Raw genomic sequence first — 26,257 nt, forward strand, 5'->3', positions numbered from 1 at the left:
GCTAAGCTGCCGGCCCCCCCGTCGGTCCCTCGGAGCTGTTCATGTCGCGCCTTGCCCTGTTCGCCAGCCTCGCGCTCGCTCTCGCCGCCACCTCGGCGACATCGGCGCCGCCAGCCGCGCCGGCCTGGGTCATCACGCCCGACGGGCTCGGCCCGCTCAAGATCGGCATGACGCCGAAGCAGGCCCAGGCCGCCCTCGGCCGCAAGGTGACCACCGACAACAGCTTCGACGCCAGCTGCCGGCCCTATGAGGTGGAGGGCCTGGAGTCGCTGAGCCTGCTGTTCATGGACGGCAAGCTGGACAGCATCGACTTTTCCGAAGGGGCGACGTGGAAGACGGCCGGCGGGGTCAAGGTCGGCGACACCGACGCCGCCATCCGCAAGGCCTACGGTGCGGCGGCGCACAAGACCCGCTCGGCCTACGAGGACCCGCCCGCAGCCTACTACACGGTGCGCGGCCCCGGTCCGCACGGCATCAAGTTCACCACCGACTCCAGCCGCAAGATCACCAACATCGACGCCGGCGGCGACTCCATCGGCTTCATCGAGGGCTGCGCCTAGCGTCTCTTCCCCCTCTGGGGGAAGTACGGCCGAAGGCCGGGATGGGGGCTCCAATTGGCGCCCGAGCACTCCGCGGGAGCCCCCTACCCCCGCTTCGCGGGTACTTCCCCCAGAGGGGGAAGAGAAAGAGGTCGCCGGCGGCGTCAAGCCAAGTCACCGCGCCACCTTGCGTTTCGCGCGCAGTTCCCCTACAAGCGCCGGCTTCGTCGAACCGCCTGGCCAAATGGCATGCCATGGCGGCTCATCATGCGATCCAAGAGGACGGGACCCGCAAGGGCTCCGATGCAAAATGCCGAAACTGAAGACCAAGTCGGGCGCCAAGAAGCGCTTCAAGATCACGGCGACAGGCAAGCTGAAGGCTGGCGTGGCGGGCAAGCGCCACCGCCTGATCGGCCACAGCGCCAAGTACATCCGTCAAAACCGGGGCACCAAGGTGATGAGCGAGGCCGACGCCAAGATCATCCGCACCTACCTGCCCTACGGCCTGTGATCGGGAGACGATAGACCATGGCTCGTGTCAAACGCGGCGTCGTCGCCCACGCCAAGCACAAGAAGGTTCTGGAGCAGGCCAAGGGTTTCTATGGCCGCCGCAAGAACACCATCCGCGCCGCCAAGGCCGCGGTGGACAAGGCCGGCCAGTACGCCTACCGCGACCGCAAGGTGCGCAAGCGCTCGTTCCGCGCCCTGTGGATCCAGCGCCTGAACGCCGCGGCCCGCCTGGAAGGCCTGACCTATTCCCGATTTATCCACGGCCTTGAACTGGCCGGGATCGATATCGACCGCAAGGTGCTGTCGGATATCGCGGGCAACGACCCGGCCGCGTTCAAGGCCATCGCGCAGAAGGTCATCGCCGCGCTGGCTTAAGTTCGCGGACGTTTCACGTCCCAGCTTTCGAAAAGCCCTTCGGCGAGACCGCCGGAGGGCTTTTTGCTGCGCGCCGTTACGCCTAAACACCGCAACGCCATTTCCAGATCAGAGTCTCATGACCGACCACGCCCAACTCGAGGCGGACCTCTCCGCCCAGATCGCCGCCGCCCCGGACGCCGCGGCGCTGGAGGCGCTCCGCGTCGCCGCCCTCGGCAAGTCCGGCTCGATTTCAGGCCTCCTGAAGTCCCTGGGTTCCATGAGCCCGGACGAGCGCAAGACCGCCGGCCCGGCGATCAACGGCCTGCGCGACCGCGTCTCCGCGGCCCTGGCCGAACGCAAGGCGGCCCTGGAAGCCGCCGAGCTCGACGCGCGCCTGGCCGCCGAGCGCCTGGACCTGACCCTGCCGGCCACGCCGCGCCGCAAGGGCGCCGTGCACCCGACCATGCAGGTGATGGACGAGATGATCGCCATCTTCGCCGACATGGGCTTCGCCCTGGCGGAGGGTCCGGACATCGAGGACGACTTCCACAACTTCACCGCCCTGAACTTCCCGCCGCGGCATCCGGCGCGGGAGATGCACGACACGTTCTTCTTCAACCCGGGCCCCGACGGCGAGCGCAAGCTGCTGCGCACCCACACCAGCCCGGTGCAGGTGCGGGTGATGCAGAAGACCAACACGCCGCCGCCGGCGTCGTGGATCGCCGCCGGCCAGGACCCGCCGATCCGGGTGATCGTGCCCGGCCGCACCTATCGCCAGGACAGCGACGCCACCCACACGCCGATGTTCCACCAGATGGAAGGCCTGGTGATCGACCGGAACATCCACATGGGCCACCTGAAGTGGACCATCGACACCTTCATCGCCCGGTTCTTCGAGCTGCCGAGCGTGGTCACGCGCTTTCGCCCGCACCACTTCCCATTCACCGAACCCTCGGCGGAGATGGACGTGCAGTGCGACACCTCCGGCGGCGAAGTGAAGGTCGGCCAGGGGACCGAGTGGTCCGAGATCGTCGGCTGCGGCATGGTTCACCCGAACATCCTGCGCATGTGCGGCCTCGATCCCGACGAGTGGCAGGGCTTTGCCTTCGGCTTCGGCATCGACCGCCTGGGCCGGCTGAAGTACGGCATGCCGGACCTGCGCGACATGTTCGCCTCGGACACCCGCTGGCTGTCGCACTACGGCTTCTCCGCCTTCGCCACGCCGAACCCGGCGTCGGGCCTGAGCTGATGGGCGCGGCGTCCGCCAACCTTCACCTCTCCCACAGGGAGAGGAAGGGGCCCGCGCCCGCAGGGCGTGGGAAGGTGAGGGGCTACCCCCTCGCCGCCGGGTGCGCCGCCGTCAATCCCGACCGCCTGAACCCCTCACCCTCCCGCTCGCTTCGCGACCGGGCCCCTCCCTCTCCCTGTGGGAGAGGTGCGCAGCGCCCGATCGGCGCCGCCAGGAGCCCGGCCGTCCCCGCCCAGCACCGGACACCCCAACGATGAAATTCACCCTCTCCTGGCTCAAGGAGCACCTCGACACCACGGCCAGCGCCGCCCAGGTGGTCGATGCGATGACCATGGCCGGCCTCGAGGTCGAGCACGTGGAAGACCCCGCCTCGAAGCTGGCCGCCTTCTCGGTGGCCAAGATCGTCGAGGCGGTACAGCACCCCAACGCCGACCGCCTTCGGGTCTGCCAGGTCGATACGGCGCAGGGCCGGCTGGAGATCGTCTGCGGCGCGCCCAACGCCCGCGCCGGCCTGACCACCGTGTTCGCGCCGATCGGGACCTACATCCCCGGCTCCGGCATCACCCTGGAGCCGCGGCCGGTGCGCGGCGTGGTCTCCAACGGCATGCTGTGCTCGGCCGCCGAGCTGGAGATCGCCGAGGAGTCCGACGGCATCGTCGAGCTGGACGGCGCCCTGGCCGTCGGGACCCCGGCCGCCGAGGCCCTGGGCCTGGAGGCGGTGATCGACTTCGAGGTCACCCCCAACCGTCCCGACTGGCTGGGCGTCGCCGGCATCGCCCGGGACCTCGCCGCCGCGGGCCTGGGCAGGCTGAAGGACCTGTCGGTCACGCCGGTGAAGGGCCAGTACCCCAACCCGATCGACATCCGCCTGGACGGCTCGGACGCCTGCCCCGCCTTCTCCGGCCGGCTGATCCGCGGCGTGAAGAACGGCCCTTCGCCGGCCTGGCTGCAGCAGCGGCTGAAGTCGGTGGGCCTGCGGCCCATCAACGCCCTGGTCGACGTCACCAACCTGATCTCCTACGACCGCGCCCGGCCGCTGCACGTCTATGACGCGCGCAAGCTGACCGGCGGCTTCCTCGAGGCGCGCCTGGGCCGCGAGGGCGAGACGGTCGAGGCCCTGGACGGCAAGACCTATGCCGCCACGCCGGAGGTCTGCGTGATCGCCGACGGCTCCGGCGCCATCGGCCTGGGCGGGGTGATGGGCGGCGAGAGCACCGGCTGCTCCGACGACACCGTCGACGTGTTCGTCGAGAGCGCCTGGTTCGACCCGATCCGCACCGCCCAGACCGGCCGCACCCTGACCATCGTCTCCGACGCCCAGTACCGCTTCGCCCGCGGCGTGGACCCCGAGTTCGTGGTCCCCGGCCTGGAGCTGGCGACGAAGCTGATCCTGGACCTCTGCGGCGGCGAGCCGTCGGAGGTGACCCTGGCCGGCGAGATCCCCGGCCGCCGCCCGGCGTTCGACTTCGACCCGGCCTATGTGAAGAAGCTGTCCGGGCTGGATGTTGGCGAGGCCAGGGTGTGGTCGATCCTCGAGGCGCTCGGCTTCGAGCGTGACGGATCGAAGGTCCAGGCCCCGTCCTGGCGACGCGACGTCGAGGGCAAGGCCGACCTGGTGGAAGAGGTGGCGCGCATCGAGGGCTATGGCGCCCTGCCCGCCGACCCCCTGCCGCACGTACCGACGCCGGCCGGCGGGGTGCTGACCGTGCGCCAGAACCGCGTGCGGATCGCCCGCCGCGCCCTGGCCGCGGCCGGCTACGAGGAGACGATCTGCTGGTCGTTCATCGCCCGCAAGGCGGCGCAGCTGTTCGGTGGCGGCGACGCGCGGCTGGTGCTGTCCAACCCGATCGCCGCCGATCTCGACTGCATGCGCCCCTCGGCGCTGCCGCCGCTGATCGAGGCGGTGGGCCGCAACGCCAAGCGCGGCTTCCCCGACTGCGCCCTCTACGAGATCGGCCCGGTGTTCGCCGGCGACGAACCCGGCGACCAGCGCACCGCGGTGACCGCCGTGCTGGCCCCGCACGCGCCGCGCCATTGGAGCAAGACGGCGGGCGAAGATCTTTACACCCTCAAGGCCGACCTGATGGCCCTGCTGGACGAACTGGGCGCCCCGGTGGCCAACCTGCAGGTGGCCCAGGGCCAGGCCTCGCCCCCAATGCCACCTTGGTGGCATCCCGGCCGCTCCGCGCGCCTGCAGCTCGGCCCCAAGGCGGTGCTGGCCGAGTTCGGCGAGATCCACCCGGCGACCCTGAAGGCGCTCGATGTCGACGGCCCGGTCTACGCCTTCGAGCTCTGGCTGGAGGCCATCCCGGAGCCGAAGAAGAAGGCGACCAAGACCAGGCCGGCGCTCAGCCTGTCGCCGCTGATGCCGCTGTCGCGCGACTTCGCCTTCGTGGTCGACCGCGCCCAGGCGGCCGGCGACCTGGTGCGCGCGGTGCAGGGCGCCGACAAGGTGCTGATTGCCGGCGCCAGGGTGTTCGACGTCTACGAAGGCCCCGGCGTGCCGGAAGGCAAGAAATCCGTCGCCGTCGAGGTCCTGATCCAGCCGCGCGAAAAGACCCTCACCGACGCCGAGATCGAGGCCCTGTCCTCCAGGATCATCGCCGCGGCGGGCAAGGTCGGCGCGGTGCTGAGAGGTTAGGATGACGGCCGATCCGTGGTGGATCGCGATGGTGACGATCGAGCGGCTGAACCGGGATCAGGAGATCCTTCCCGATTGGGCGCTTGGCGCATGCGGGTGGGTCGCCGCCCTTGCGCCAGATGAAGACGCCGCACGCAAGCGGATCGAGGCCGACATGAGCGCCGTGGGACTTCGGCTGATGGATGTCGAAGACCTGCAGCCGGTCGTCGATGCAGATGAGGTTTCTGGGGTTGACGAACATCTGGCAGCGAACATGCGGACGCTCAAAGCTGGCAGGCGGACCGCGTGGGGCGAACTGTTTTGCTATGCGGCCGAGGGCGAAGCGTGACCACCGGGAGCGTTGAGGCTAGGGCTGCGAAGCCAAATGGGCGCTTCACCCCATGAGGCCCTGGGTCGAGCTCGACGTCGCTCAGGTTCCCGGCGACGGCGGCGTGCTGCGACTGATGCAGCGCGGCGACGAGTTCTCGATCATGGCCGGGGCGATCGAGCTGATGGGCAGCCGGCTCAGCGGCTCGGAGGAGGCGCTGGCCCTGCTGACCTGCCAGAAGCTGGCCGGGCGGGCGAAGCCGCACCTGCTGATCGGCGGCCTCGGCATGGGCTTCACCTTGCGCGCCGCCCTCGCCTCCCTGGGTCCCGGGGCGACCGTCACCCTGGCCGAGCTGGTTCCGGCGGTCGTGGCCTGGGCCCGGGGCCCGCTGGCGCACATCCACGGCGACAGCCTGGACGATCCCCGGGTCACCGTGTTCGAGGGCGACGTGGCCAAGCTGATCAATCCGGTGCGGGAACGCTACGACGCCATCCTGCTGGACGTCGACAACGGGCCGGAAGGCCTGATGCGCCGGGCCAACGATGACCTCTACGACAGCTACGGCCTGCGCGAGGCGCATGCGGCGCTGAAGCCCGGCGGCGTGCTGTCGGTGTGGTCCTCCGCCCCGCACCCGGCCTTCGCCCGGCGTCTGCAGCACGCCGGCTTCGCGGTGGAAGAGACCCGGCCGCGGGCTCGGGGCGCCAAGGGCGCGCGGCACGTAGTCTGGCTGGCGACCCGAAGCCGCTAGAGGACTACCGCCGCGGGTCCGCGCTCCCGCGAAGGGTGTGGACGGCGGCGCTTCGCCGTCGCCGGTGGTAGACAGCGGCCATGTCCAGTTCCAACGAGCGCCTGCAGCGTATCGCCGAGGCGTTGATGCTTAAGCCCGCGGATGCGCTGACGCCCGCGCAGCGCACCTTCGCCATCGCCTGGGAGCTGGACGCCGAGGTCAGCGCGGGCAGCCTGCACCAGTATTTCATGAACAGCGCCGGGGGCCGGGAGGCGGCGGCGGCGCTACGGGCGATCGGGGCTGAGGATGCCGCCGAGATCGTCGCCGAGGCGGTGGGCGCGGCTGACGCCCCGCACCTGGACTGGAGCGACGACGAGCAGCGCCAGGATCACATGGGTGACCTCGACGAGGACATCGAGGACGAGCTGGAGGCGCTGGACGACCGCCTGCACGCCAGCGCCGAGCCCCTGGCCGACCGGCTCGCCGCCTTCGCCGACGCCAATCCCCAGGCCTTCACCCGCGAGGCGCTGGCCTCCGCCTGAAGGCCGAGCTCACGGCCGCAGGCGGGCCTGGAAGAAGGCTTCCATCTGGCTGGTCGCATCGGCGCGCGCCGACACATTGGCCGGATTGTCCTGGCGATGGTTGGCCGGGTCGTCGAAATCATGGGTGGCGTCCGGATAGACGGTGATTTCGACCCCACCGCCGAGGCGGGCGTTGCGCGCCGCCAGCTTGCGGCAGGCCTCCGGCGAGACTTCCTCGTCGGCCGTGCCGATGAACAGCTTCACCGGCGCGTAGGGCCGATAGCCGCCGGCGAAGGCGTCATTCAGCCCGCAACCCGGATAGAAGGCCGCCGCAGCGCGAAAGCCACGGCCGCCCGCCCGGCCCCCCGAGGCCGCGCCGTCGACCGCCATCGTCGCCAGGGTCGCGCTGGCCCCGTTGGACCAGCCCATCAGCCCGACCCGGTCCCCCGCGACTTCCGGGCGGCGGCGCAGATAGGTGAGCGCGCCGTAGGCGTCGAACGGGCGCACGGTCACCTCGTCCACCGAGGCCGGCCGCTCGTCGTGCGTGCCGGCGGCGAAGCCCTGGGGAAAGCCGCGCGGGCCGAAGCTGTCGACCAGCAGCACCGCATAGCCGCGGTCGCGCCAGAACCGCGCCCAGCCGATGTCGCGCCGGCGCAGGGTGCGGGCCGAATAGTCGCCGTCCGCGCCCTTGGAATAGGCGCCCGACCGCCCGTGCATCAGCACGATCGCCGGCTCCGGCGCGCTGCGGCCCTCGGGCTCGACGAGATAGCCCACCAGCTGGGTGTGCCCGTCGGCGCTGGCGAAGCTCACGCGCTGCACGTCGCCGTCACCGGCCACGGATCGGGCCAGGGCCGTCGCGGCGAGGCCCGCAAGCGCCATGGCGGCCAGCACTACACGCATCGCTCGCATTCCACGCCCTCCGGTGGCCGGTCCCACCCTAGAGCGCCGTGCGCCCAAGCCAAGCCGGCGCCACTCGGAATGAGCGGCCGGCCTCAGCCCACCGCGATCAGCGCCTCGCCCACCAGTCCCTGCAGCACCGGGTCCTTGGGATAGGGCGTGTGGCGGTACTGGCGGAAGCCCTCGGCGTAGTCGACGCCCAGGTCGCGGCCGCGGCGCTTCGTCCAGCCGACCATGGAGCCGACGTAGTCGGTGATGCCGTGCTGCTTGAGCAGCCAGCCGGCCTGGCTCTCGTGCGCGGCCAGCATCGCCCGCTTGGTCTCGAAGGTGGAGCCGATGTCGACGCCGAACTCCGGCGGCACGGCGCGGCCCTCGCGGTCGCGCCCGCCGATCGGGTCCATGAAGTACAGCAGCGGGATCGCCCCCAGCGGAGCGGCCGGACCGGTGCGGTAGTTGGGGGCCGAGGCGGCGAAGCAGGCGTCGCGCACCAGGATGCTCGTCGCCTCGTGGTCGGGATGGTAGTCCGCGGGCGCAGAAGTGATCACCAGGTCCGGGCGCGCCGACCGCACCGCCTCGGTGACCCTGCGCCGCGTGGGGTCGTCGTTGAACACGCCGAGGTCCGGCAGGCCGACGCACATATATTCCGCGCCGATCATCCCCGCCGCCCTGGCCGCCTCGCCCCGCCGCACCGCCGCGGTCTCCTCCGGCCCGGCTTCCGCCGAGCCGCAGTCGCCCGCCGTCAGGGTGGCGATGACGATGCGGTGGCCCTTGGCCGCCAGGATCGCCAGGGTCCCCGCTCCCAGGGTCTCGACGTCGTCGGGATGGGCATGGATGGCGAGGATCGAGGTCATGGCGGGCTCCGGCGCGGCGGCCCAGCTATAGGGCTGGCCGCGCGCGCCGTAACCGTTCCGGCGCAGAATATTCTTCTCGCCTCGACCCTGTGGCGTCGCACGCTCCGTATCCCTCGGCAGACCCGGCGGCGCGCCGCGGTCCGCACGCCGGCGAAGCGACCTCGCTTCGCCGCGGCGGCCGTGACACCCTGTCCGGCAAACAACCGGAGGCGTGATGTTCAGGAAGCTTCTTTTCGCGGCGTCGCTCATGACCGCCGCCTCCGCCGCCCGCGCCGCGGACGCCCCCGGCCTGTCGGTGACGATCTACAACAACAACCAGGCCTTGGTGGACGACGCCCGCACGATGGACATCGGCGCAGGCCGCCAGCGGCTGGAGTTCAAGGACGTCTCCTCGGCCATCCGCCCCGAGACCGTCAGCCTCAACGTCGAGGGCGCGGCCATCGTCGAGCAGAACTTCGACTACGACCTGCTGACCCCGTCCAAGCTGATGGAAAAGGCTGTGGGTCAGCAGGTGAAGATCGTGCGCACCAACCCCGGCACCGGCCAGGAGGTGACCGAGACCGCCACCGTGCTCGCCGCCAACGAGGGCGTGGTGCTGAAGATCGGCGACCGCATCGAAGTGCTGCGCGACGACGGCGTGCCCACCCGGGTGATCTTCGACAAGGTGCCCGAGAACCTGCGCGCCCGGCCGACCCTGTCGGTGACGGTGCAGAGCGCCCACGCCGGCGCCCGCGTCGCCGACCTCAGCTACCTGACCACGGGCCTGGCCTGGCGGGCCGACTATGTGGCGCTGTTCGACGAGAAGGCGGGCAAGCTGGACCTGCAGGGCTGGATCACCCTGACCAACCAGTCCGGCACCAGCTTCACCGACGCGCGCACCCAGCTGGTGGCCGGGGCGGTGCGGCTGAATGGCCAGTGGCAGTATGCGGGCGGCGACGACGACACGGGCCGGCTCGTGCAGGCGGGGACCGAGGCGCACACCGGCCCGGGCGAGGCGCTGGGCGACTTCTACATCTACAGCCTGCCCGAGCGGACCACGATCGCCCAGAACCAGACCAAGCAGGTCAGTTTCCTGGACGCCGCCGGGGTCACCGCGCACAAGGTCTATCAGTTCAACCTGGCCGGCTTCGCCAGCGCCGAACAGCCCTCCAGCGCCGCCGTGGTCGTGGACTTCGCCAACAGCCAGGCCGGCGGCCTGGGCGCGGGCCTGCCGGCCGGTGTCATCCGGGTCTACCAGCGTGATGTCGGCGGCGACGCCAAGTTCGTCGGCGAGAACCAGATCGGCCACACGCCACAGGGCTCGGAGCTGGCGGTGAAGATCGGCGACGCCTTCGACGTGACCGTGCAGCCGACCCTGGTGGCCACGGAGGCGGCCGGCAAGCACCGCACCCGCTACACGATGAGCTATCGGCTGCACAACGCGCGCGGCGCGCCGGTGACGGTGGAGCTGCGCCAGGGCGGGCTTTGGGGCCGAAACACCACGGTGCTCAAGGAAAGCCTGGCCAGCCGCAAGATCGACGCCTTCACCCTGGGCTGGTCCGTGCCGGTGGCCGCGAACGGCGAGACCATCCTCACCGCCCAGGTCGAGACCGGCTGGTGATGGCCGCCCGCCCGCCGGGCCTGGCGTTGCTGCTGGCCGCCGCGCTTGCGGCGGCGTTCACCAGCGCGCGCGTCCTCGCGGCGGAGGTGGTCTCGCCGCGCGCCGAGGCCGTGGCGGTGACGGTCTACCGCGACGACGGGGTGCCCGAGCCCGCGGCGGCGACCTGGGGCGGCTACGGCCTGGCCATGATCCGCGAGACCCGCACCGTCGACCTGCCTGCCGGGGACTCGCGCATCGTCTTCCAGGGCGTCGCCGACGGAACCCTGCCGCAGACCGCCGCCCTGAAGGACCTGCCCGGCCGCATCGTCGAGCAGAACTTCGACTTCGACCTGCTGAGCCCCGGCTCGCTGATCCAGCGCTCGGTCGGCGGCCGGGTGCAGGTGGTGCGCACCAATCCCAGGACCGGCAGGGAGACGGCCGAGGACGCCGTCCTGAAGTCGGGACCGGACGGCGCGGTGCTGGACTTCGGCGACCGGGTCGAGGCGCTGCAGTGCGGCGGCCCGCCCGAGCGGCTGGTGTTCGATCAGGTCCCGTCCGGTCTGACCGGCCTCGCCGCCCTGTCCACCCGCGTGCGCGTGACCCAGGCCGGCCGCTATCGCCTGACCCTGGCCTATCTGACCGTGGGCCTGGCCTGGAAGACGGACTATGTCGCCCGCATCGCGCCGGACGGCCGCACGCTGGACCTCACCGGCTGGATCACCCTGGCCAACCACGACGGCGCCAGCTTCCCGGACGCCGAGACCTCGGTGGTCGCCGGAAACCTGGCCCGCCAGGCGGTGATCCTGGCCCAAGGCCTGGTCGCGCGCCGCGCCCCCGGTTGCTGGCCGATGGGGAACTCGCACCATCCGCGCGGCGAGCGGCTGTACCTGGCCGAGGCCGAGGACCTGTCCGAGAGGCTGGGCGAGGTGGTGGTGACCGCCGAACGCAGATCCGAGAGACTTCAGAATGTGCCGACCGCGGTCACCGCCTTTGCGCCGCCACCACCGCCGCCGCCGCCGAAGCAAAGCGACCTGGGCGACTACAAGCTCTACACCCTCGCCGAGCCGACCACGGTCGCCGCGCGGCAGACCAAGCAGGTGATGTTCCTGCAGCAGGCCAAGGTCGACTTCGACACCGACTATGTGTTCGAGCTCTCGCCGGTGGCCGACCAGCAGCCGCCCGGCGAAGGCGCGAGCGAGATCGTCCTGCGCCTGGAGAACAAGCCCGTGACCGGGCTGGGGCGCGCCCTGCCCGCTGGCGACATCTCGCTGCGGCAGAGCCAGGGCGGCGCCGAGCGGCTGATCGGCGAGGCATCGCTTGACGATGTCGCGGTGGGGGCCCCCTTCGAACTGAAGCTGGGCGAGGCGTCCGACGTGCGCCTGGCCTGGCGGGTGGTGAAGAGCGAGGCGTTTTCGCGCGCCGGGCGACGCGGCGTGCGCGCCTCGCTGGAGCTCACGGCCAGCAACGCCAGCCGCGCGCCCGTGACCGCCGAGGTGCGGCTGCCGATCTCGGGATGGCGCGGCGCCCGGATCGTCGCCGAGAGCCAGCCTCATGGCAGCCGCGCGGGCGACCCCATCTGGCGACTGCCGGTCCCCGCGCACGCCGAGGCGCCGCTGCGCTATACCCTGGAACGCCTGAACTAGACCCGCCCCGCGCCGGGGTGAAAATGCCGGCCGCCGCTCTTGCGCTCGCCGCCGCGCGCGCCAATTTTTGCAATCCTGCAATATGCTTCGAGGAGCTCCCATGCCCGATACCGCCGCGCCCAGCCCAGGCGGCCCCCGCCTCGAACGCTGGCTGGAGGCGGGGCTGTTCGGCAGCCGCTGGCTGATGGCGCCGTTCTACGTCGGCCTGATCGTGGCCTTGCCGATCCTGCTGTGGGCGTTCGGCAAGGACATCGTCCACGCCGCGCCCAGGGTGTTCGCCGACGACGGCAAGCCGGAGGACGCCATCCTGCTGGTGCTGTCGCTGGTGGACCTGAGCCTGGCGGCAAACCTGGTGCTGATCGTGGTGTTCTCAGGCTACGAGAGCTTCGTCTCCAAGATCGACACCGGCGACCACGCCGATCGCCCCGACTGGATGGGCAAGGTCGACTTCTCCGGCCTGAAGCTGAAGCTGCTGGCCTCGATCGTCGCCATCTCGGCGATCTCGCTGCTGAAGACCTTCATGCTGCTGGGCGAGGCGCCCGTGCCGCGCGACACCCTGCTCTGGCAGGTGGTGATCCACCTGACCTTCGTAGTCTCCGGCGTGCTGCTGGCGCTGATGGACTGGCTGCACTGCCTGGCCGAGAAGATCGAGGCCGAAGCGCACCGGCACTGAGGGGAGCGCTCGCCGCGCCCTCATTTCACTGTCATCCCGGAAAGCCGCGCGAGCGGCTTATCCGGGACCGCCGAAAGCGCTGAAGATGGCCAGCCGTAGCGGACGCCGGCGTCTGCCGCGGTCCCGGATATCCGCTTCGCGAATTCCGGGATGACAGTAAGGAGGATGCGAAACGTGCGCCCCCCCTAGAACGGCAGCACGCGCCGCTTTCGGCTGTAGCTCAGGTAGCCCAGATTGGCGCCGAACCTCAGGCCCACGCCGGCGCGGATCGGGGCCAGGGTGATGTCGTCGGCGCGCTGGTACTGGATGCCCAGGCCGCCGATCAGGTAGGCCGAGCCCTCGACCCCTGGGAAGCGGCGATAGACGGCGTCCGGGTACTGCAGGTTATAGCACAGGGTGAACACCCGGCTGGCGTTGCCGCCGGCGTCGAAGCCGATGGTCGGACCCTGCCAGAACACCTCCTGGGTGGGCCGCTGCTTCATGTACAGCAGACCGCGGCCGTAGCGCAGGCCGACGGCGATGGCGCCCGCCCCTTCCTCGCCGGCGATGTAGCCGGTGGGCCGGCCGTTGTCCTTGAAGATGTGCTCGATGGCGCCGCCGGCCGCCTCGGCGGTCACCCCCATGAAGTCAGAGACCTTGTTGACCATCTCGTCGTGGCTGTAGGTCTCCGCGCGGCTGCCCTGCGGGCGGCCGTTGCGGTCGTCGCGCACCGGATAGCCGTTGTCGTCCGGATGGTCGTAGGTTTTGTCGCGATAGCCGCCGTTGTCGCGACCGCCGCCGTCGCGATAGCCGCCGTCCCGGGATCCGTTGTCCTGCGGATAGCCCTGGCCGCCGTTCGACGGATGGTAGGGCTGGTCGTCGCTGGACTGCCCCAGGGCAGGCGATCCCACCATGCCGATCAGGCCCGAGACGATAAGCGTACGACGATCCATGGCATGCTCCAGACAACCGACCGGCGAATCGTAAGCCGGACCTTAGGCCGCTTTGCGGCCAGGCGCATGAACCGGGGGTGAATCGGCGGGGGGGCCGCGCCTGCCGGAGCCCCCATCCCGGCCTTCGGCCGTACTTCCCCCAGAGGGGGAAGAGAATTGCGGCCGCACCTTCGGCTCTCTTCCCCCTCTGGGGGAAGTACCCGCGAAGCGGGGGTAGGGGGCTCCAGCGGAGAACCGGCCGCGCCACCGCGCCAACTCGCCTCGGACCGAAAAACCCTATACAGCCCGCGCCATGACGACTGAGCTTTCCCGTATCCGCAACTTCTCCATCGTGGCGCACATCGACCACGGCAAGTCGACCCTGTCCGACCGCCTGATCCAGGAAACCGGCGCCCTGACGGCGCGGGAGATGAAGGAGCAGGTGCTCGACAACATGGAGATCGAGCGCGAGCGCGGCATCACCATCAAGGCGCAGACCGTGCGGCTGCACTACCGGGCCGACGACGGGCTGGACTATGTGCTGAACCTGATGGACACCCCCGGGCACGTCGACTTCGCCTACGAGGTCTCGCGCTCCCTGGCCGCGTGCGAGGGCTCGATCCTGGTGGTGGACGCCTCGCAGGGCGTCGAGGCCCAGACCCTGGCCAACGTCTACCAGGCCATCGACAACAACCACGAGATCGTCCCCGTCCTGAACAAGGTCGACCTGCCGGCCGCCGAGCCGGACCGGGTGCGCCAGCAGATCGAAGATGTCATCGGCATCGACGCCTCCGACGCCATCGAGGCCTCGGCCAAGACCGGCCAGGGCATCCACGAGGTGCTGGAAGCCATCGTCCACCGCCTGCCGCCCCCCAAGGGCGACCGCAACGCCCCGCTGAAGGCGCTGCTGGTCGACGCCTGGTACGACCCCTACCTGGGCGTCGTGGTGCTGATCCGGGTGTTCGACGGGGTGATCAAGCTGGGCCAGCAGGTGCGCATGATGCAGACCGGCGCCAGCTACAAGATCGACCGGCTGGGGGTGTTCCGCCCCAAGCAGACCGAAATGGGCGAGCTTGGCCCCGGCGAGATGGGCTTCATGACCGCCCAGATGAAGGACGTGGCCGACGCCGCCATCGGCGACACCATCACCGACGAGCGCCGCCCGACAGCCGAGGCCATGCCCGGGTTCAAGCCGGTGCAGCCGGTGGTGTTCTGCGGCCTGTTCCCGGTGGACGCCGCCGACTTCGAGGACCTGCGCGCCGCGGTGGGCAAGCTGCGGCTGAACGACTCTTCGTTCACCTACGAGATGGAGACCAGCGCCGCCCTCGGCTTCGGCTTCCGCTGCGGGTTCCTAGGCCTGCTGCACCTGGAGATCATCCAGGAGCGGCTCAGCCGCGAGTTCAACCTCGACCTGATCGCGACCGCCCCCAGCGTGGTCTACAAGATCACCCTGACCAACGGCGAGGTCATCGACCTGCACAACCCGGCCGACCTGCCGGACCCGGTGAAGATCGACACCATCGCCGAGCCCTGGATCCGCGCCACCATCTTCACGCCCGACGAGTACCTCGGCGCGGTGATCAAGCTGTGCCAGGACCGCCGCGGCGAGCAGAAGGAGCTCAGCTACGTCGGCTCGCGCGCCATGGTGGTCTACGACCTGCCGCTGAACGAGGTGGTGTTCGACTTCTATGACCGGCTGAAGTCGATCTCGAAGGGCTACGCCTCGTTCGACTACCAGATCACCGACTACAAGGTCGGCGACCTGGTGAAGATGTCGATCCTGGTCAACGCCGAGCCGGTGGACGCCCTGTCGATGCTGGTGCACCGCGCCCGCGCCGAGACCCGCGGCCGCGGCATGGTCGAGAAGATGAAGGACCTGATCCCGCCGCACCTGTTCCAGATCCCGATCCAGGCGGCGATCGGCGGCAAGGTCATCGCCCGCGAGACCGTCCGCGCCCTGCGCAAGGACGTCACCGCCAAGTGCTACGGCGGCGACGCCACCCGCAAGCGCAAGCTCCTCGACAAGCAGAAGGAGGGCAAGAAGCGCATGCGCCAGTTCGGCAAGGTCGAGATCCCGCAGGAAGCGTTTATTGCGGCGTTGAAGATGGATGGGGATTGAGGGGCAGGTTCTTTTTGAACCACGAACCCCACGAACACCCCCAAATCCTGCTCATCCCGGCGAAGGCCGGGACCCAGGCAAAAGCTTCAACTCACGGGATCTGAGTCCAACCTGCCCGGACAAACATCCTGCCGGAGGTGAGTCTTGCCTGGATCCCGGCCTCCACCGGGATGACAGGGTGGGGGTGAGTTCGTTCGTGTGGTTCGTGGTTCAGATACGACGCCAGCCGCACGCCCAGCCCCGCCCTTACGCCCCGCTTATCCCCCGCCGCGCCTCCCCCATCGCGCCCTTACGGCCATCGGCGCGATAACACCCTCGCCGTCCGCACCGGCCTGATGTGCGGCTGAGCCAGGCGCTTGCCATGTTGCTTTCCGATCCCGACGGCGATCCAGACCCGGAGCCGTCCATGGGGCCACACCCCTCCCCCGTCCCGCATCGCTTCGAGGCCGACGCGGCGCCTGACCGGGCGCCGGCCTTGCCCATCCTGCCGACGCCGCAGCCGGCGCACGCTCCCGACGGGCTGGAGATCCGCCACATCGGCACGGGCGAGGCGCTGTACGCCACGCGCGCCTTCGCCGCCGGCGAGCCGATCTTCACCTTCGACCACATCTCCTGGCGCCCGCGGCGCGACCGCTACACGGTTCAGACGCCGGACGGGCAGCACCTGTACGACCCGATCCTGGCCCGCGTGGCCCACGCCTGCGACCCCAACGGCCGGCCGAGCTTCCGGCTGATGGCGCTGGTGGCGCGGCGCGACATCGCCCCAGGCGCGCTGATCAGCTTCGACTATCTGACCACCGAAGCCGAGATCGCCGATCCGTTCGACTGCCGCTGCGGCGCGCCCGCCTGCCGCAGGCGGATCGACACCGCCATGGCCCAGGCCGTCGCCGCGGCCCTGGCCGCCGAGCCGCACCCCACCCCCACCTGCGCCGGCGAGCGCACCTGAACGGCCGCCCGCCGCGGCCGCCTCCATGTCCTCCAGCTTCAGAGCGTTCCCATGCGCAGCTTCGGCGCCAGCATCCTCGCGTCCCCGACCCAGGTGGTGGAGCGCGCCATCGCCCTTTCCGCCGCCCACCCGACAGACCTGGTCAGCGTGGCCGGTCCCGACGGCTTGGCGGCCATGGTCGCCCTGCTCCGGGCCGGCTTCGAGCGGGTGGAGTGCGCCCGCCAGGCCACCTGTCGCGGCGCCGACGAGGCCAGCGACGTGCTGCTGATCGTCGGCGCGCTTAGCGCCACCGAGCTGGCCGCCCTGGTCGCCCGCACCGCCCGGCTGCTGAAGGACGGCGGGACCCTGGTGGTTCAGCTGGACCGCCCGGCCGTCGACGCGCCGCTGCGCGCGGCCCTCGCCGCCACGGGCTTCGTCGCCGGGCCGCCGGTGATCGACCGCGCCTGCGGCTGCCTGGCCGTGCGCCAGGTGCGCCGCGCCCTGCCCCTGCGCGCCGCCGGCTAGGCGCCGGCCGTCGGCCCCGCCGCCAGCAGCATGAAGGCCACCGCCGCCGCGGCGGCCAGGGCCGTGATCAGCATTCGCATCGCCGCAGTCTCCCTCCGTGCGGGGAAGATGCGATGACTGGGCGGGCGGCGCATGCTCCGGAAAGGGGGATCGGCGGCGAGGGCGGCGGAACCCCTCACCTTCCCACGCGACTTGCTCGCGCAAGCCGCGCGGGCCCCTCCCTCTCCCTATGGGAGAGGTGAAAGAGGGGGGCGGCTCGAGTTCGTTCAAGCCTTTGTGGCAACTGAAAAATCACCTCTCCCATAGGGAGAGGGAGGGGCCCGTGGCGTAGCCATGGGAGGGTGAGGGGTTCAGGCGCGCCCCGCCGAACCCCTACCCCACCTCGCGCGCCACCGCCTCGGCGAAGGCGATGCAGGTGTAGTCTTCCAGATACGGCCCCATGGCCTGCAGGCCGATCGGCAGGCCGTCGGCAGAGCGAGCCACCGGGAAGGCGGTCGACGGCAGGTGGCCGAACACCGCGAGGCCGGGCCAGGCGAGCTGGGCGCCGAAGGGGGTGGCCTCGCCGTCCAGCGGCAGGGTGCGCGCGCCCCAGTCGGGGCTGTCGTCATGCGGGAAGGCGAGCACGCCAAGGGTCGGGGTCAGCACGATGTCGAAGTCCTGGTAGAGGCGCGCCCACTGCCGCCGCACGGCCATCTGGTGGTCCTGCATGTCCATCAGCTGGTAGGCGGTGACCGGCGGGTTGCGCTGCGCCTCGGGCGGGGCGCCGCGCGACATCACCGTCATCAGGATGCCGAGGTAGGTGTGGTGCGCGGCCTCCAGGTCGGGGATCAGGGCGCTCTGGCGCTCGACCCGGGCGCCGACGGCTTCCAGCCGGCCGGCGAGGTCGGCGGAGGCCGCCAGGATCTGGCGATCCACCCGCGCCAGGGGATGGCTGTCCAGCACCAGCACGCGGAAGTCCTTCAGCCGGGTGGCGCGCGGCGCCGGCAGGTCGGCGCGGTAGCCCACCGCGTCCAGCCCGGCCGGGCCTTCCAGCACCTTCAGCGCCAGAGCCAGGTCGGCGGCCGAGCGCGCCATCGGTCCGATCACCCCCAGCGCCGTGCCATTGCCGTCCACGCCGGGGGGCATGTGCCCGCGCTGCGGGATCAGGTCGTAGCTGGGCTTGTGGCCATAGGCGCCGCAGAAGTGCGACGGTACGCGGATCGAGCCGCCGATGTCGGAGCCGAACTCCAGCGGCACGAAGCCCGCCGCCAGGGCCGCCGCGCTGCCACCCGACGAGCCGCCGGGAGAGCGGGAAAGATCATGCGGGTTGTTGGTGCGGCCGTAGACCGGATTGGCGCTCTGCCAGTCGCCGAGGTTGGGCGGCACGTTGGTCTTGCCCAGGATCACCGCCCCGGCGCCCTTCAGCCGCTGCACGCCCACGCTGTCCTCGGACGCGATGAAGTCCTTGGCCGCGGCCAGGCCCCAGGTGGTCGGCAGGCCGGCGACGTTGTGCGCCTCCTTGACCGTCATCGGCACGCCCAGCAGCGGCGCCGTCTCGCCCCGCGCCAGGGCCGCGTCGGCCGCCCGGGCCGCCGCCCGGCCGCGCTCGAAGTCGCGCACCACCACCGCGTTGATCGGACCGTCGCCGGCCTCGATGGCGGCGATGGCGGCGTCGGCCAGCTCGACGGCGCTGACCTCGCGCCGGCGCAGGGCCTGCGCCAGGTCCCCGGCGGTGGCGCGCTTGAAGTCGATGGCGGTCGCGGTCCCCATGGTCGTTCTCCCGATGCTTTTATGCGCGCACTCGACCAGAGGGGCCGGCGCGAGTCCAGCCGTCGATGGCAGGAGCCCGCGGCCCCTCACCTTCCCACGCCCTGGCGGGCGCGGGCCCCTTCCTCTCCCTGCAGGGAGAGGAAACAGGAGTCGCGACCGCATGGTCGGCTTTCTTCTCCCCTAAGGGAGAGGAAGGGGCCCGATCGCGCAGCGAGCGGGAAGGTGAGGGGCCGCCCCGGCCCGGTCTCAGGCGTCCTCGGCCCGCGACGCCTCTTGCGCCAAGGCGGCGCGCTCGGCGTCGCTGAGGTCCGGCGTCTGTTCGGCCGCCGCCTCGCCCGGGGTGACCGCCGGCTGCGGCGGGATGTCCGGCTCGGGATCGGGCATCAGTTGGCGTCCAGTTCGGGATAGTGGCGGAAGATGCCCTCCTCGCTGAAAGGCACGCGACGCTCGGACTTCAGGTAGCTGGCGATGCGCCGCCGGCGCTGTACCTGTTCGGCCAGCAGCAGCACGCCGGGGATCTTGGGCGCCAGGGCCTGCATGGCCTTGGGGAAGGCGTACTGCAGCCCGCGCGTGACCTGGAACAGCGACAGGTCGGCATAGGTGATCGCCGCCCCCGCCAGGCCGCCGCCGTCGGCGCCGTTGCCCTGCAGGATGCGCTCGAAATAGCCGAGGTACTTGGGCATGCGCTCTTCGCGGAACGCCTTGGCGCGGGCCAGGGCCGCGTCCTTCTGGTCCTCGTAGTAGGTCGAGGACGAGATCGGGTGATGGGTGTCATGGACCTCGGCCACCAGGTCGGCGAGGGTCAGCTGCAGCTGGTTGACCCACATGCGCCCGTCCTCGTCCGGCGGCGCCAGGTCGTGGTGGCGGCCGATGAACTCCAGGATATTGGCGGTCTGGGCGATGGTGTGGCCCTTGGCGCGCAATATGGGCGGAGCGAACGGGGGCGGGGTGGCGAAGTCCATCCAGTTGACCAGGGCCGCCTCGCCCCCACCGTCCGCCTCGGACAGCCGCGCCACGTCCACATAGTCGACCCCGGCGTCCTCCAGGGCCAGGCGCACGAACTCGCCCCGTCCCTGGATGCCCGGCCAGTAGTGCAGCTCGTACGCCATCGCCTGCTCCCGACAGATCGCGACACCCTAACGCGGCCATAACGCCGTTGGCGCCCTTTCGGCGCCACGCGGAACGCGCCATATGGGGGCCATGCTCGACCAACCCGCAAAACGTCCCGTCGGAAGGTCGCTGCTGCGCGGCTTCGCCGAGCGCTGCCCGAACTGCGGCAAGGGCAAGCTCTACTGGCGCTACCTCAAGGTCAACGACGCCTGCCCGGCCTGCGGCCACGACCTGGACCAGTACCCGTCGGACGACGGGCCGGCCTATTTCACCATCCTGATCGTCGGCCACCTGGTGGTGGCGCCGCTGGTGGCGCTGTCGTTCATCTGGCGCGCCTCGCTGTGGATCGTGGTGCCCGGCACCCTGATCCCGCTGGCGGTGATCACCCTGCTGCTGCTGCCGCGCATCAAGGGCGCGGTGGTGGGCATGCTGTACGCCATGCGGGTCACCCGCGAGGACGGGGCCCTGCACACGGCGGACCGGCTGGAGTAGCCGCCCCGCCCCGGCCGCCCCCGGGCGGTCCGAGGAACCCCGGCCCCGAGCCCACGTTCGTCCAGGCAAGAGACCGGCGCCCCCGCGCGGCGCCGCACCTGTCTGGAGGAACGCCATGCTTGGCACCATTCTGATCGTCATCCTGATCCTGGCCCTGCTGGGCGCCCTGCCCTCGTGGGGTTACAGCCGCAGCTGGGGCTACTTCCCCTCCGGCGGCGTCGGCCTGGTGCTGGTGATCGTCGTCGTGCTGGTGCTGATCGGCAGGATCTAGCCCCGCTCCCTTGCCTCGCCCGGTTCCGCCGCTACCCTGGCCTGAAGTAAAGGGTCGGGGGATGCGGATGGGGCAGGTTGAACCGGGCGGCGCGGCCGTGGGCGTGGCCGCCGCCCCATCGTCGGCTGCGCGCCTGCCCGCCTCTGCAAGTCTTTCGCCCTGGAAGCGCGTGCAGGCGATCCTCGGCGGCTCGGCCGGCAACCTGGTCGAGTGGTACGACTGGTTCGCCTACACCTCCTTCGCGCTGTACTTCTCCAAGGCCTTCTTCCCCAACGGCGACCAGACGGCCCAGCTGCTGCAGACCGCCGGGGTGTTCGCCCTGGGGTTCCTGGCCCGGCCGGTGGGCGCATGGGTGATGGGACTCTACGCCGACCGCGCGGGGCGCAAGGCCGCCCTGGTGCTGTCGGTGGCGCTGATGTGCCTGGGCTCGCTGATCGTCGCCCTGACCCCTGGCTACGCCCGCATCGGCGCGGCGGCGCCGATCATCCTGACCGTCGCCCGCCTGCTGCAGGGCCTGTCGGTGGGCGGCGAGTATGGGGCCAGCGCCACCTACATGTCCGAGATGGCCGGCAAGGCCAACCGCGGCTTCTGGTCGTCGTTCCAGTTCGTCACCATCGTCGGCGGCCAGCTGCTGGCGCTGGGGGTGCTGATCGTGCTGCAGCACACCCTGGCCAAGGCGCAGCTGGAGGCGTGGGGCTGGCGCATCCCGTTCGTGATCGGCGCGGCGCTGGCGGTGGTGGTGTTCGCCATCCAGCGGGGCCTGGAGGAGACCGGCTCGTTCGAGGCCGTCCAGGCCGAGCGCGAGGGCCGCTCGGCCACCCACCACCTGGTGGTCCGCCACCCGGTCGAGACGGGCATGATCTTCGCCCTGACCTCGGCGGGCTCGCTCGCCTTCTACGCCTTCACCACCTACATGCAGAAGTTCCTCACCAACTCCGGCCATTTCAGCAAGGACCAGGCGACGGAGATCAGCGCCGCCTCGCTGGTGGCCTATCTGCTGGTGCATCCGCTGTTCGGCTGGGTCGGCGACCGGATCGGCCGGCGCCGGCTGCTGGTGTTCGCGTTCGGCTCGCTGGCCCTGGCCACCTATCCAATCATGACGGCCCTGGCGCGCGCCACCGACCCCATCGCCGCCCTGGCGCTGGTGTGCCTGGCCCTGTTCTGCCTGGCCGGCTACACGGCGGTGAACGCGGTGGTGAAGAGCGAGTTGTTTCCGGCGCACATCCGCGCCCTGGGCGTCGCCCTGCCCTACGCCGTGGCCAACGCGGTGTTCGGCGGCACCGCCGAGGGCGTCGCCCTGTGGCTGAAGCAGCATCACGTGGAGTCGGCGTTCTTCGTCTACGTCGCCGCCCTGTGCGCCATCGCCGCCCTCACCGCCCTGCGCATGCGCGACACCCAGCGCCACAGCCTGATTCTCGAGGACTGAGCCCCGGCCGCCAGCCCCGCAGCGGCGTCAGGACCGCCCCAGCGCCGCACGGGTCTTCTTCGGCAGGCGGCCGACGATCAGGTCATGGGCCTGCTGCAGGTAGCTCTGCAGCGCCTCGTCGCCGAGCGCGTCCGGGTCGGTGACCTGCAGCCACCGGGCCCGCCCCAGATAGGGCGCCGGGCGCGCCACGCCGGTCTCGGGCAGCAGCTCAAAGGCCATCTCGGAAGCCTTGAAGCTGATCCCCAGCGCCCGCCCGCCGGCGACGGCGAACATCTTGCCGCCGACCTTGTAGACGTGGTCGTCGCCCCACTGCACCACCACGCTGGCGCCCGGCAGCGACAGGCAGAAGGCCTCGATCTCGTCCAGGGTCATGCAGCCTCCCCTCACCCGCGGCCGAAGACGGACTTTCCGTCACAGGCCGAATATGCCCCGGCCCGGGCGCTTGTGGCCCCGGGCACGATAGTATATTTGCCCGCCTTCCGCCGTTGCGGCCTTCCGAAGGCCGCGGCGTGGGGTGAGGTGGCCGAGTGGTTGAAGGCGCACGCCTGGAACGCGTGTATAGGGGAAACTCTATCGAGGGTTCGAATCCCTCTCTCACCGCCACCCGTCACGGGTAGGCCCTCCCGACACAGCTGCGACGCCTGACGATTTCATCGGCAAGGCCTGCTGGGCGAGCGCTTGGCCCGGCGGATTTTCGTGCAGCAACCGACGCGGCCTCGTCACGGCAGATGCCGTTCCACCTTGGTCCTCAGCAGGCGCACCAGGGCCTCGTCCATGAAGTCGTAGTCGTCGGGGATATCCAGGCAGATCACGCGGGCGCGCTTCAGGTCGGCCTTGAACCGCCGCTGCAGCTTGGTCCGGTGGGTCTTTTCCATGACGAAGATGAGGTCGGCCCAGCGCACCAGCTCCGGTGTCAGGGGATTGTCCGCATCGTTGTTGGTCCCCGCCGACGCCACCTCGATGCCCGGATGCGCCTGGAACACCTGCTCGGCGGTCGGGCTGCGCAAGCGGTTCTGCGAACACACGAACAGAACGGTCTTCATCGGGGCGCGGCGCCCGGACAGGGGCAGGGTCGACGGTGCATGGGCAAGCCTAGCGCCCGTGGTGGTGGCGGACAATCCGGGGCGCGGCGACGCACGGCGACCGCCTGCGCTGCGCTCACGCCCCTGTCAGCCGCGCCTCGGCGCCGGAGCGGCGCATCATCGCCTCCACGTCCCAGTGGTGCAGGTCGAGCACCAGGTGCGCGTCGGCCGCGTGCAGCGGCAGGCGGGAGGGCTTGTGCGCCAGGGGTCTGCGCCGCGTGAGGCGGTCGGAGGCGTCCGGCGCGCTGGGTTGCAGGGTGACGTTCAGCCAGGCGGCCTCGCCCGGCCAGGGCGAGGGGCGGCGGAAGGGGCCGCTTACCGGGTCGAGGGTGATGAGGTTGGCCACCGCCAGCCCGCGCCGCGCCGCCCAGACCGCGGCCTCGTAGGCGTCCACCGCGCCCCAGCTGTGCCCGACCAGGTTTGCCGCGCCGGTCCGCTGCACGGCGGCCACGAGCGCGCGGCGCAGGCGGCGGGGCCGGTTGTTCGGCAGATAAAGCGCCGGACGGCCCGTGCGCGCGGCGAAGTCGGCCGCGTACTGGCGGACCACGCCGAACCCCAGCCAGCCCAGATCGTCGGCCCCGCCGCCGATAAAGATGTCCATCAACAGCCTCAACCGGGCTAACCTGCCCGCATGGCGCGGACCAAGCAAAGCCCCGAATTCGAGATCGAGGTCGACGGAGAGCCCTATCTGTGGCGGCTGCATCGCCGCCCCGGCTGGTCCAGCGACACCGCCGGCCAGCACGGCATGGCGCTCGCCGCGCGCCACCGCGAGGGAAAGCGCGAGGTGGTGGTGGAGTTTCCGCCCGGGCCGCAGCCGCGCTATGGCGCGCCGCAGCTGAAGCCCTCGCAGATCCCCCCGGAGCTGGTGGCGCGCGCGATCGCCTCGGCCATCGCCTCGGGCTGGGAGCCGCTGTCACGCGGCAAGACCGTGGCCGTGGTGGTGGACGAGACCGGACGGTGAGTGGCCGCGCGCCGGGCCGCCGCCTGATGGCCACGCCGCGCCGGCGGTTCGGGCGCAGGGACGTGACCCTGAGCGCCCTGGCGCTGGGGACCATGCGGCTGGCGCCGCCGAAGTTCGACGCGGACAGCGCCCTGGCGCTGCTGCTGCACCTGTCGGACCACGGGGTGAGCAGCTTCCACGTCTCCCACGAGTACGACAGCCACCCGTTCGTCTGCCAGGCCCTGGCGGCGCTGCGCCGCGCGCGGCCGGCCGCGCCGATCGAGCTGATCGCCAAGCTCGCCGCGCCGCACTTCGATGAAGCCGGCTTCTCCGCCCAGAGCCTGCGCGCGCGGGTCGAAGCCCTGCTGCGCCAGCTGCCGGCCGAGCGCGTGGACGTGGCGCAATGGATGGTGCGCCACACGCCCAACGACGACGCCCCGCGCCTGGACATCCTGCGGCGCGACCGCGACGCCATCGCCGAGGCCGCCGACCGTCTGAAGGCCGAGGGCAAGATCGGCGCCTTCGCCATGTTCCCCTACAGCGAGCCGTTCCGGGCCGCCGCCCTGGCCGAACCGTTCGTCGACGGCCTGGTCGACTATCTGAACCCGCGGGAGCTGGAGGCCGCGCCCTGGCTGGACCGGCTGCAGGCGGCGGGACAGGGCTTCGTCGCCCTGCGCCCGCTGTTCGCCGGCGACCTGCCGCGCGATCCGGCCAGTGTCGCCGCGGCCCTGCGCTTCCCGCTGCTGCACCCGGCCACGACAGCCATCGTCGTCAGCCTGTCGGACCGCGACCAGGCGGACCAGGCCATCGCGGCGGCGGCGGCGCCCGCGGATGGCGAAGCGTTCGCGCAAGCCCTCTCCGCCTACCGCCGCTGACACCCCGCTGTCTGCAGGCCCCGCCGCGCCGGTGGCGCCCGGGGCGCTTCGGCGCCACATAGCGCCGAGATGGAGGCGGACGACATGCAGGCGATCGACGGACGGGCCGTGCAGGCGACGGCGGTGGAGCATGAGCTTGCCGTCGCCGGCTATGCGCGGCTTGCGGGGACGCAGACCCTGGCCCTGCTGGGCGCGCCGGCCGCCGAGGACTGGGCGCGGTTCGCCGCGTCCTGGGACGACCTGGGCCAGGACCTGTTCATGGCCGACGGCGGCCGCTATCGCCGCCGGCGCTTCGCCACCTTCGAGGTCGTGGCCGGCGTCGCCACGCGCAAGCCGCACCAGCCGCACTTCCAGAGCCGCGACTTCAACCGCCTGAACGGCGGGGTGCAGCGCTGGTTCGAGCCGGTCACCGACGCGGTCGCGGACGGCCCCGTGCTGCAGGCGATCTTCGCCCGCTGCGGGGCCCTGTTCACCGCCGCCTCCGGCCGGCCGGCGCGCCAGCCGTGGCATGTGGAACTGCACCAGTTCCGCATCGAGGCGACGCCGGACGCCGAGGGTCGGCCCACGCCCGAGGGCCTGCACCGCGACGGGGTGGACTGGGTGTTCGTGATGCTGGTCGGCCGGCGCAATGTCGCCGAGGGGGTGACCGAGATCGGCGCCGCCGACGGCCGGCGCCTGGGCCGCTTCACCCTGACCGAGCCTGGCGACGGCATCTTCCTGGACGATCGCCGGGTGCTGCACGGCGTGACGCCGATCACCCCGATCGATCCCGCCGCCCCCGGCCATCGCGACGCCTTGGTCGTCACCTTCCGGGCGCCTTAGCGGACTATTCGTCGGTCCGATGTCGGAACCGGCGTGCGCCGGCCGTCCTCTGCGCCGAAGACGTAACCTTGAGGAGACTGCCCCATGGCCAAGATGCTGTTCGTGAACCTGCCCGTGCGCGACCTGGCGGCGTCGACGTGCTTCTACGAGGCGATCGGCTGCGTGAAGAACGCGCAGTTCAGCGACGAGCGCGCATCGTCCATGATGTGGTCGGACGAGATCGTGTTCCAGCTGCTGACCCGCGACTACTACGCCACCTTCATTTCCCGCCCGGTCACCGACCCGCATACGTCCAGCGCGGCGCTGTTCGCCATCTCGCGCGACAGCCGCGCCGAGGTGGACGCCATCGTCGCGGCGGCCATCGCGGCCGGCGGCAAGGGCGACATCCGCGAGCCGCAGGACCTGGGCTTCATGTATGGCCGCACCTTCGAGGACCCGGACGGCAACGTCTTCGAGCCGATGTTCATGGACATGGCCGCGGCCATGGCGGCCGGCGCGCCGGAGCCGGCCTGAGGG

30 protein-coding genes, 1 tRNA gene and 1 pseudogene are annotated in these 26,257 nt (G+C 71.1%); 22 read left to right on the forward strand and 10 right to left on the reverse strand.

Going from position 1 to position 26,257, the window contains the following annotated elements; all coding sequences use genetic code 11:
* The first annotated feature begins 41 nt into the window (after nucleotides 1–41).
* The 8 genes from ACO2Q3_RS14310 (at nucleotide 42) to ACO2Q3_RS14345 (ending at nucleotide 6,872) form a co-directional block, all read left to right on the forward strand.
* A complete protein-coding gene (locus ACO2Q3_RS14310) occupies nucleotides 42–560 on the forward strand; it encodes a hypothetical protein (RefSeq protein ID WP_423307593.1) in 519 nt (172 codons plus the stop codon).
* Between the two features lie 289 nt (nucleotides 561–849).
* Nucleotides 850–1,050 (forward strand): 50S ribosomal protein L35, encoded by a 201-nt coding sequence (rpmI, locus tag ACO2Q3_RS14315; protein WP_423307595.1) that lies wholly within the window; start codon nucleotides 850–852, stop codon nucleotides 1,048–1,050.
* A gap of 17 nt (nucleotides 1,051–1,067) precedes the next feature.
* Nucleotides 1,068–1,424 (forward strand): 50S ribosomal protein L20, encoded by a 357-nt coding sequence (gene rplT, locus ACO2Q3_RS14320; RefSeq protein ID WP_423307597.1) that lies wholly within the window; start codon nucleotides 1,068–1,070, stop codon nucleotides 1,422–1,424.
* Nucleotides 1,425–1,542: 118 nt separating this feature from the next.
* On the forward strand, nucleotides 1,543–2,655 hold the full coding sequence (gene pheS / locus ACO2Q3_RS14325; protein ID WP_423307599.1) for a phenylalanine--tRNA ligase subunit alpha: 1,113 nt from the start codon (nucleotides 1,543–1,545) through the stop codon (nucleotides 2,653–2,655).
* 253 nt (nucleotides 2,656–2,908) lie between these two features.
* On the forward strand, nucleotides 2,909–5,296 hold the full coding sequence (gene pheT / locus ACO2Q3_RS14330) for a phenylalanine--tRNA ligase subunit beta (protein ID WP_423307601.1): 2,388 nt from the start codon (nucleotides 2,909–2,911) through the stop codon (nucleotides 5,294–5,296).
* A 1-nt stretch (nucleotide 5,297) separates the two neighbouring features.
* Nucleotides 5,298–5,624: a hypothetical protein gene (locus ACO2Q3_RS14335; RefSeq protein ID WP_423307603.1), complete on the forward strand. Its 327-nt coding sequence runs from the start codon at nucleotides 5,298–5,300 to the stop codon at nucleotides 5,622–5,624.
* Between the two features lie 52 nt (nucleotides 5,625–5,676).
* Complete coding sequence (locus ACO2Q3_RS14340) at nucleotides 5,677–6,351, forward strand: spermidine synthase (RefSeq protein WP_423307605.1); 675 nt, start codon at nucleotides 5,677–5,679, stop codon at nucleotides 6,349–6,351.
* Nucleotides 6,352–6,431: 80 nt separating this feature from the next.
* On the forward strand, nucleotides 6,432–6,872 hold the full coding sequence (locus ACO2Q3_RS14345; RefSeq protein ID WP_423307607.1) for a DMP19 family protein: 441 nt from the start codon (nucleotides 6,432–6,434) through the stop codon (nucleotides 6,870–6,872).
* 9 nt (nucleotides 6,873–6,881) lie between these two features.
* Here the strand turns inward: ACO2Q3_RS14345 and ACO2Q3_RS14350 are convergent, their stop codons facing one another.
* Both ACO2Q3_RS14350 and ACO2Q3_RS14355 read right to left on the reverse strand, forming a co-directional pair.
* The gene (locus tag ACO2Q3_RS14350; RefSeq protein ID WP_423307609.1) at nucleotides 6,882–7,751 is read right to left on the reverse strand and encodes a dienelactone hydrolase family protein; all 870 of its coding nucleotides are present in this window, start codon (nucleotides 7,749–7,751) and stop codon (nucleotides 6,882–6,884) included.
* A 92-nt stretch (nucleotides 7,752–7,843) separates the two neighbouring features.
* Nucleotides 7,844–8,599, reverse strand: a complete 756-nt coding sequence (locus tag ACO2Q3_RS14355) for a PIG-L deacetylase family protein (protein WP_423307611.1) — start codon at nucleotides 8,597–8,599, stop codon at nucleotides 7,844–7,846.
* 247 nt (nucleotides 8,600–8,846) lie between these two features.
* On the opposite strand from ACO2Q3_RS14355, the gene ACO2Q3_RS14360 reads away from it, so the two are divergent.
* The 3 genes from ACO2Q3_RS14360 (at nucleotide 8,847) to ACO2Q3_RS14370 (ending at nucleotide 12,494) form a co-directional block, all read left to right on the forward strand.
* On the forward strand, nucleotides 8,847–10,199 hold the full coding sequence (locus tag ACO2Q3_RS14360; protein ID WP_423307613.1) for a DUF4139 domain-containing protein: 1,353 nt from the start codon (nucleotides 8,847–8,849) through the stop codon (nucleotides 10,197–10,199).
* Nucleotides 10,199–11,821 (forward strand): DUF4139 domain-containing protein, encoded by a 1,623-nt coding sequence (locus ACO2Q3_RS14365; RefSeq protein ID WP_423307615.1) that lies wholly within the window; start codon nucleotides 10,199–10,201, stop codon nucleotides 11,819–11,821. Before ACO2Q3_RS14360 ends, ACO2Q3_RS14365 begins: the two co-directional genes overlap by 1 nt.
* A 100-nt stretch (nucleotides 11,822–11,921) precedes the next feature.
* Nucleotides 11,922–12,494 (forward strand): TIGR00645 family protein, encoded by a 573-nt coding sequence (locus ACO2Q3_RS14370; RefSeq protein WP_423307617.1) that lies wholly within the window; start codon nucleotides 11,922–11,924, stop codon nucleotides 12,492–12,494.
* A 185-nt stretch (nucleotides 12,495–12,679) separates the two neighbouring features.
* Here ACO2Q3_RS14370 and ACO2Q3_RS14375 read toward each other — a convergent pair.
* Nucleotides 12,680–13,168: pseudogene (locus tag ACO2Q3_RS14375) on the reverse strand (DUF1134 domain-containing protein); the annotation flags it as partial.
* A 550-nt stretch (nucleotides 13,169–13,718) separates the two neighbouring features.
* Between ACO2Q3_RS14375 and lepA the strand changes: the two are divergent.
* The 3 genes from lepA to ACO2Q3_RS14390 all read left to right on the forward strand — a co-directional run bounded on the left by lepA (nucleotide 13,719) and on the right by ACO2Q3_RS14390 (nucleotide 16,974).
* The gene (lepA, locus tag ACO2Q3_RS14380) at nucleotides 13,719–15,524 is read left to right on the forward strand and encodes a translation elongation factor 4 (protein ID WP_423307619.1); all 1,806 of its coding nucleotides are present in this window, start codon (nucleotides 13,719–13,721) and stop codon (nucleotides 15,522–15,524) included.
* 361 nt (nucleotides 15,525–15,885) lie between these two features.
* Complete coding sequence (locus tag ACO2Q3_RS14385; RefSeq protein ID WP_423307621.1) at nucleotides 15,886–16,470, forward strand: hypothetical protein; 585 nt, start codon at nucleotides 15,886–15,888, stop codon at nucleotides 16,468–16,470.
* Between the two features lie 51 nt (nucleotides 16,471–16,521).
* A complete protein-coding gene (locus ACO2Q3_RS14390) occupies nucleotides 16,522–16,974 on the forward strand; it encodes a hypothetical protein (RefSeq protein WP_423307623.1) in 453 nt (150 codons plus the stop codon).
* On the opposite strand, the gene ACO2Q3_RS14395 is transcribed toward ACO2Q3_RS14390, so the two are convergent.
* The 4 genes from ACO2Q3_RS14395 to ACO2Q3_RS14410 all read right to left on the reverse strand — a co-directional run bounded on the left by ACO2Q3_RS14395 (nucleotide 16,971) and on the right by ACO2Q3_RS14410 (nucleotide 19,832).
* Nucleotides 16,971–17,108: a hypothetical protein gene (locus ACO2Q3_RS14395; RefSeq protein WP_423307625.1), complete on the reverse strand. Its 138-nt coding sequence runs from the start codon at nucleotides 17,106–17,108 to the stop codon at nucleotides 16,971–16,973. The two genes, ACO2Q3_RS14390 and ACO2Q3_RS14395, sit on opposite strands and share 4 nt — an antisense overlap.
* A gap of 238 nt (nucleotides 17,109–17,346) precedes the next feature.
* A complete protein-coding gene (locus tag ACO2Q3_RS14400) occupies nucleotides 17,347–18,723 on the reverse strand; it encodes an amidase family protein (RefSeq protein WP_423307627.1) in 1,377 nt (458 codons plus the stop codon).
* Between the two features lie 246 nt (nucleotides 18,724–18,969).
* Nucleotides 18,970–19,107 (reverse strand): hypothetical protein, encoded by a 138-nt coding sequence (locus tag ACO2Q3_RS14405; protein WP_423307629.1) that lies wholly within the window; start codon nucleotides 19,105–19,107, stop codon nucleotides 18,970–18,972.
* On the reverse strand, nucleotides 19,107–19,832 hold the full coding sequence (locus ACO2Q3_RS14410) for a glutathione S-transferase (protein ID WP_423307631.1): 726 nt from the start codon (nucleotides 19,830–19,832) through the stop codon (nucleotides 19,107–19,109). The genes ACO2Q3_RS14405 and ACO2Q3_RS14410 overlap by 1 nt, the downstream gene beginning before the upstream one ends.
* A gap of 91 nt (nucleotides 19,833–19,923) precedes the next feature.
* On the opposite strand from ACO2Q3_RS14410, the gene ACO2Q3_RS14415 reads away from it, so the two are divergent.
* The 3 genes from ACO2Q3_RS14415 (at nucleotide 19,924) to ACO2Q3_RS14425 (ending at nucleotide 22,022) form a co-directional block, all read left to right on the forward strand.
* Nucleotides 19,924–20,325: a DUF983 domain-containing protein gene (locus ACO2Q3_RS14415; RefSeq protein WP_423307633.1), complete on the forward strand. Its 402-nt coding sequence runs from the start codon at nucleotides 19,924–19,926 to the stop codon at nucleotides 20,323–20,325.
* A gap of 115 nt (nucleotides 20,326–20,440) precedes the next feature.
* A complete protein-coding gene (locus tag ACO2Q3_RS14420) occupies nucleotides 20,441–20,596 on the forward strand; it encodes a DUF3309 family protein (protein WP_423307635.1) in 156 nt (51 codons plus the stop codon).
* Nucleotides 20,597–20,663: 67 nt separating this feature from the next.
* Nucleotides 20,664–22,022: an MFS transporter gene (locus tag ACO2Q3_RS14425; RefSeq protein WP_423307637.1), complete on the forward strand. Its 1,359-nt coding sequence runs from the start codon at nucleotides 20,664–20,666 to the stop codon at nucleotides 22,020–22,022.
* A gap of 27 nt (nucleotides 22,023–22,049) precedes the next feature.
* Here ACO2Q3_RS14425 and ACO2Q3_RS14430 read toward each other — a convergent pair whose 3' ends face one another.
* Complete coding sequence (locus ACO2Q3_RS14430; protein ID WP_423307639.1) at nucleotides 22,050–22,394, reverse strand: MmcQ/YjbR family DNA-binding protein; 345 nt, start codon at nucleotides 22,392–22,394, stop codon at nucleotides 22,050–22,052.
* A gap of 141 nt (nucleotides 22,395–22,535) precedes the next feature.
* Here ACO2Q3_RS14430 and ACO2Q3_RS14435 point away from each other — a divergent pair.
* A tRNA-Ser gene (locus ACO2Q3_RS14435) sits at nucleotides 22,536–22,625 on the forward strand.
* A 116-nt stretch (nucleotides 22,626–22,741) separates the two neighbouring features.
* Here ACO2Q3_RS14435 and ACO2Q3_RS14440 read toward each other — a convergent pair.
* Entirely contained in the window at nucleotides 22,742–23,065 is a 324-nt protein-coding gene (locus tag ACO2Q3_RS14440; RefSeq protein WP_423307641.1) for a low molecular weight protein tyrosine phosphatase family protein, read from the reverse strand.
* A 115-nt stretch (nucleotides 23,066–23,180) separates the two neighbouring features.
* A complete protein-coding gene (locus tag ACO2Q3_RS14445) occupies nucleotides 23,181–23,705 on the reverse strand; it encodes a hypothetical protein (RefSeq protein WP_423307643.1) in 525 nt (174 codons plus the stop codon).
* A gap of 30 nt (nucleotides 23,706–23,735) precedes the next feature.
* On the opposite strand from ACO2Q3_RS14445, the gene ACO2Q3_RS14450 reads away from it, so the two are divergent.
* The 4 genes from ACO2Q3_RS14450 to ACO2Q3_RS14465 all read left to right on the forward strand — a co-directional run bounded on the left by ACO2Q3_RS14450 (nucleotide 23,736) and on the right by ACO2Q3_RS14465 (nucleotide 26,254).
* Nucleotides 23,736–24,065 (forward strand): hypothetical protein, encoded by a 330-nt coding sequence (locus ACO2Q3_RS14450; RefSeq protein ID WP_423307645.1) that lies wholly within the window; start codon nucleotides 23,736–23,738, stop codon nucleotides 24,063–24,065.
* Nucleotides 24,062–24,919, forward strand: a complete 858-nt coding sequence (locus ACO2Q3_RS14455; protein ID WP_423307647.1) for an aldo/keto reductase — start codon at nucleotides 24,062–24,064, stop codon at nucleotides 24,917–24,919. Before ACO2Q3_RS14450 ends, ACO2Q3_RS14455 begins: the two co-directional genes overlap by 4 nt.
* Before the next feature lie 84 nt (nucleotides 24,920–25,003).
* On the forward strand, nucleotides 25,004–25,741 hold the full coding sequence (locus ACO2Q3_RS14460) for a 2OG-Fe dioxygenase family protein (protein ID WP_423307649.1): 738 nt from the start codon (nucleotides 25,004–25,006) through the stop codon (nucleotides 25,739–25,741).
* Nucleotides 25,742–25,825: 84 nt separating this feature from the next.
* Nucleotides 25,826–26,254 (forward strand): VOC family protein, encoded by a 429-nt coding sequence (locus tag ACO2Q3_RS14465; protein ID WP_423307651.1) that lies wholly within the window; start codon nucleotides 25,826–25,828, stop codon nucleotides 26,252–26,254.
* Nucleotides 26,255–26,257 lie beyond the last annotated feature (3 nt).

Source organism: Caulobacter sp. KR2-114 (assembly GCF_049446115.1).
Taxonomy (GTDB): Bacteria; Pseudomonadota; Alphaproteobacteria; order Caulobacterales; family Caulobacteraceae; genus Acaudatibacter.